We start from the raw sequence: 4,555 nt of genomic DNA on the forward strand, positions 1-4,555 counted from the left end.
AGCATCGCCGCGCTACGGCGCCGCGCGACTGCCCTTGGCTTCCAGATCCATCCCGTGGGGACAGCTTCATGATAATGGCCCCCTCACGGTAGTCGTCTTCAATTCGTTTCTCTGGAGGGCGTCCTGCAGTTCTGCACAGTGGCAAACGAACTGCCGCTGACCGAGTTTCATCTCCGAGAACACGAAGGCTTCGTCTACGTGTATGACTTCAACGCGTGGTGGCGCCGCGAGATACGGATGGAGCGGCGTAGGCTGCGGCAACAGCCTGGCCGGTTGCCACGTTGCACAAGGCTTCAGGCCTTGGAATCCTCGGGAGTGCTCGATTCTGATTCCATTTCACCGTTGCCGAGGGTGGACGTCGCAAGCTCAGCCGTTTCCTTCGCGACTTTCTGGACTGACACGTACGCAGTCTGGGCTGCGTGGATGGCCGACTTCACGATCGCCATGGTCGACTCCGAAGCAACCGGGCTCGCTTCCGAGACCTTCGCAAAAAAGGCCTGCAACTTCTCTGCATTGGCAGCTTGGACGCATTCAATAAACGCTGAGAAATCAAGCTGGGCGGCGTCGGAAATCTCGGAAAGTTGACGGATGTAGCTCAGGAATTTCTCGTGCGCCGGCTTGATGGCCTCCTCCTGGAGGGCAAGGATATCCTGAGTACTCGCTGCGGATAGCGCCTTCAACGTAACATTAGCGCCGTCAGCGAAATGGCCCTTACTTGCTTGCAGATTTAGCACCGCAAGCCGCTCCAGGCTTTCGAAGACCTTTAGTGTCAGCCCGCATAGGGTTTCCAGGCTGGCCCGCTGCGCGGCAGCGATCTGTTCAGAAGTGAGAAACATGTGCGTCTCCTTTATCGTATTTATCTTCAGAGCCGGTACGCTAACCGCAGACGATGACAGCGCAGTGACCAATCTGCTCCGGGTCGAACCCCGAGCCACTCAGTCTGACGCCCCGACTCGATTCCGGGGCGCTACGCCTGCAGTCCTTCAGTGCCAGCGCGCCGAATTCTGCATCAAGCCATGCAATACGCCGAAACGGAGGCCTGGCTCGGATGGCAGCATCTCATCGATGCCGAACACCTTGAACACCGCCAGCATCACAGCGAGGCCGCCCGGGAGCGATTCCAGACGGTGGCGCTTGAGACCGGCGAGCTTCAGGCGACGAAGATGCCCCGCCTCCAACAGGCGCAGCGACAGCCGCAACAGCCCATCGTAAGTAATGGTGCCGCGTCCACGTGTGTTCAGGCCGTTGCATTGCAATACGCGCGCAAGCAGGCGGGCAGTGCCCGAGGAGCCAATGGCTCGCTGCCAGGAATAATCCCGATACCGGGCAGCCACCTTCCCGATTTCTTCGCTGGCTATCCGCTCCGCCATTTGCATGCTTCGCCCGTCCAGGATGCCCTCAGGAAAGAAGCGCTTGCTGAAAGTGCCACCGCCGATCGGCACGCTTTCCGCCGCCAGAAGCTGCTCGCCAAGACCAATGACCAGCTCCGTCGAACCGCCGCCGATGTCGACCACCAAACGCGTGGTGTTTGCGTCCGGCATGGTATGCGCAATGCCCGCATAGACCAGGCGCGCCTCCTCATGGCCGGAGATCACATCGATTTGGAAACCCAGGCGTTGCTCTGCTTTGGCGAGGAACACGGTGGCATTGCTCGCCACGCGCACTGTATTGGTGGCCACCGCCCGTACGCGGCTGGGCTCGAACCCCTCCAGCCGTTTGCCAAAGCGCTCCAGCGCCCGCCAGCCTCGCTCGAGCGAGGAATCGTCCAGCGTCGAGCCGCGCAGGCCATGGGAGAGGCGGACCGGCTCGCGAAAGGAGGCTACTTCTTTGATGACGTGGCCAACGCCTATCGGCGCCCGGTGGCCGATCATCATGCGAAATGCATTAGAACCAAGGTCTACTGCGGCAAAGAGCGGGGTTGTCATACGGAACGTGGAGGCAGTCCAAGCAAGGCGCTTGCCGCCAGCCCGATCTGTGAAGAACCGCGATGATGCCCCGCGAATTGCGACAATTTGATGACAAGCAAGCACGTCGGAGCTTGCGCACATCATCAAGTGGCGAATGGCTGCGGTCGAACTGGGATCGGAGCCATATGAGCGTCCATCTGCTCCCGGGTGTACAACGGGAACTGGCCGGCCCCGGTTGGATGCCCGCCGCGAAACTGCGGTCGTCCCGGACCGAGCCATTGCAGCATGTCGACGTTGATGGCGGCTCGCAGAGCGCAATGAGACGGTCGCAGAATCGCGAGAGTTACCTGCGAACTGCTCGGGCGCTATGGCAGGAAGGTGCGCCGAAAGTCGCGAGCCATCGGAAATACATTCGGGTTCTATACAAGGGTTGGGGCGGGACTGTTTGTAATAGCAATTTCCCGTATCCCTGGCAGGCCCCTTGACTCGGTGACAAGGCACCGCGACGAATGGCCACGGGACATGATTCCAGTCATCAACTAAAACCCATGAAAGCCTGCGACGCCCTAGCTGCATGTGGTCGCCTTCGCGGCGGTGGAGTTACGGAATCGTCTGGTGCGGCCGCCGGTGCCGCCCGGGAGGCGACCCGTCTTGTCTCTGGATCAGGTGAGCTTTGGCTCTTCCACTCGAAACTTGCTTGGCGAAGCAGAGCAACTGCGCGCTTTGCGGCAAACAAGGATAGGTAAATATGAACTCGTGCATCCGCGCTAAGTTCTAGCAGCGCCGCGAGGTAGCATTCCTTCGCAACTTCGACAGGGAAGCCGGTCTTGAGTGAAATGCTGGCGACAACCTGATCCTCGTCCTGCGCCCTCATAGTGCCCCTCTTCTTCGTGACACTTGCTCACGTTACCAACCGCATGACTTGCTGAACAGAACCGCCTCGTTGGACGGACAATTAATGTAGTCAAAATTCGAAGCAAATGCTCGAACCAATTCGCTGTGGCGGGAAAGACCCAGGAATGTACCGCGAGCGCGCTGTGGCGTTGACTCCCCAGTTGCAGTTGTCTGCAATGCATGAGGTGGACGGGTGGCTCTTGCCGGTCGACACCGGCATGCAATGTTGCGCCTACACTGCCAATAGGGCGCTGCTGATACTTCCCTTAGCGGGTGACTGATTTTTGACAGGTCCGTAGCATTTGGCGTCCGCTCCTGTCGATTTTGCGCCCGAAATGGATGGACAAACTCGAGCACGCTTATTTCCCAGGCAACCCAGCGCAAACAGCTTTGTGAAAGAGTCACATGCTGATATGCCATGACGAATGTCATGATGCGCAAGAGGCACGGCAAGGCATGCACTACTGACGCTGCGTGACCGAAGCCACGGATTTGGGTTTTGCAGAGCAATTGTTTGTAGTGCTTCCAAAAATGTCGAAGTAGTCTGCCAGGCAATCCATGCGTGGCGCAAACCGAAGATGCCCTTCGCAGCCCAGTTCGCCATCCGACAATGACGATGCTCAACTCGGTGCGCGCCCACCGAGTTGATCTCTCTACGTTTGAGACTTGGTTTGTAGGCGACGGGGGCTGAACCTTGCAAGGGCTGGCTACCAGAAGATTCGGTACCTTCTCGGACCGGTATCGGAGAAATCCGGATTGGTCTGCGGCGCACTTGTGCCCGGATTTCGAGGCACTGACTCGTTGGCTGGGTGCACACTCGACTCGCTTTGGTCAATCTGGTGGAAGAAGGGAGAGGCCAGTCGGCCTGTGAGGGCAGACGTCCGCCTCGCGGGGTGAGCTCTGTGCATTCTCGGCTCCTCGCTGCCCAGTTGCTGCAAGGCAGCACCGTTCCACGTTCTAGCAGGAAACAACAGGGAGCGGCTAGCCCGAGGGCAATGACACCGCTACATCCTTCTGGCAAGACAGCATTGGGAATTCGACGGATGGCTTGCCTAGACGCAATATTAGGTTCGACTAGAACAACTGTCCACGTCAGGTCCTCCCTTGGATCTAGGTAACCCGCCGCCGGTCCGCCAGGCACACGGCGGGTTGGACGAGGCGCGGCAACGGATTCTCCGAGACAGGCCGAAACTGGGCAAAAAATATGCTAACGTCAAACCATTGCGAATGGTCGCAGGTAGCATCGGGCAGAGATCGGCATGGCCACGCATGCCTGTCCGGGGCCCCCCGGCTATTGATTAGTCTCAAGAAAGAATGCTGAGCTGAAGTTCGCCCCCGCGTGCTGGCGGACTCCATTCACGCCAGCAGGACGACTCATGTATGGAAAGTCACAGGCGCGCTGGCTACTATGAATTCAAGGCTTATACCGAGCCAATCACCAACGGAATGCACCAGGGTTTCGTGCTCGTTCGTCAACACACGTTTGCGGGGATACAGCAGTCAGTCTTTCGCGCGGGACGGCCGTCGGTGGCAGAAGCGGATGCCTTTGCCATGGCCGAAGCGCGAGTCGCCGATCTTATCGTACTGATCGGCACCGGACGGATGCCCAGGCCGACGCAGGTGGCGCCAGGCTAGGAGGCTGCGCGGCAGAAGCCAAATCGGCGAAAGATCGAGGACAATACGGGCATGGCTGCCAGTTACCTTCCTTATCAACCCCACCAATCCTATCTGCTGCCCCCTTCTCTGGAAGAGTG

At 59.0% G+C, this 4,555-nt stretch carries 4 protein-coding genes; all 4 read right to left on the reverse strand.

Features of this window, described 5'->3' with window-relative positions; translation table 11 throughout:
- Positions 1 to 293: 293 nt before the first annotated feature.
- Positions 294 to 836, reverse strand: a complete 543-nt coding sequence (locus DN412_RS42225) for a phasin family protein (RefSeq protein ID WP_115216906.1) — start codon at positions 834 to 836, stop codon at positions 294 to 296.
- A gap of 147 nt (positions 837 to 983) precedes the next feature.
- Positions 984 to 1,874 (reverse strand): Ppx/GppA phosphatase family protein, encoded by an 891-nt coding sequence (locus DN412_RS42230; RefSeq protein WP_208647768.1) that lies wholly within the window; start codon positions 1,872 to 1,874, stop codon positions 984 to 986.
- 568 nt (positions 1,875 to 2,442) lie between these two features.
- On the reverse strand, positions 2,443 to 2,781 hold the full coding sequence (locus DN412_RS46195) for a DUF3562 domain-containing protein (protein ID WP_115216908.1): 339 nt from the start codon (positions 2,779 to 2,781) through the stop codon (positions 2,443 to 2,445).
- A 1,520-nt stretch (positions 2,782 to 4,301) separates the two neighbouring features.
- Positions 4,302 to 4,555: hypothetical protein (locus DN412_RS44315; RefSeq protein WP_208647769.1), on the reverse strand; the 254-nt coding region annotated here is incomplete at its 5' end.

This window comes from Cupriavidus lacunae, from assembly GCF_003353055.1.
In the GTDB taxonomy this organism is placed as follows: domain Bacteria; phylum Pseudomonadota; class Gammaproteobacteria; order Burkholderiales; family Burkholderiaceae; genus Cupriavidus; species Cupriavidus lacunae.

Excerpts from the sequence above, each read along its gene's own strand:
- DN412_RS42225 (WP_115216906.1), bottom strand. The coding sequence starts at position 836 with ATGTTTCTCACTTCTGAACAGATCGCTGCCGCGCAGCGGGCCAGCCTG.
- DN412_RS46195 (WP_115216908.1), bottom strand. The coding sequence starts at position 2,781 with ATGAGGGCGCAGGACGAGGATCAGGTTGTCGCCAGCATTTCACTCAAG.
- DN412_RS42230 (WP_208647768.1), bottom strand. The coding sequence starts at position 1,874 with ATGATGATCGGCCACCGGGCGCCGATAGGCGTTGGCCACGTCATCAAA.